A 385-nucleotide genomic window follows, 5' to 3' on the forward strand; every position below is an offset into this window, starting at 1 on the left:
GCCTTGCGTCATGGCGAACTGCCAGAACTGGCGGACGTTGGCCCCGAGCCACATTGGCACGCCCATACGCTCGGCTTCCTGCATGCAAAGCGTCACGTCCTTGTGCATGAGCTCGGTGCGAAAATTCTGGTCGTAGCGGCGTGTCACCACATGCTTTGGATAGGCGATCTCGGACACCCAGGACCGGCCTGAGCCGGCATTGATGATCCGGAACAGATCCTCGGGCTCGATACCGCCCTTTTCGGCGAATGCTAGCGCTTCGCCGACAATCACCATGTTGGTTGCGGTGAGAAGATTATTGGCGAGCTTGAGGATCTGTGCCTTGCCGACGTCCGGGCCGAGATGGACAAAAGTCTTTGCAAATGTCGCCAGGAACGGGCACGAC

1 protein-coding gene is annotated in these 385 nt (G+C 59.0%); it reads right to left on the reverse strand.

All coding sequences use genetic code 11. The annotated features are described in order from the left end of the window. Window positions 1-385: NAD-binding protein (locus EOA22_RS37500; RefSeq protein ID WP_164756380.1), on the reverse strand; the 385-nt coding region annotated here is incomplete at both ends.

Source organism: Mesorhizobium sp. M7A.F.Ca.US.014.04.1.1, assembly GCF_003998745.1.
Taxonomy (GTDB): Bacteria; Pseudomonadota; Alphaproteobacteria; order Rhizobiales; family Rhizobiaceae; genus Mesorhizobium; species Mesorhizobium ciceri.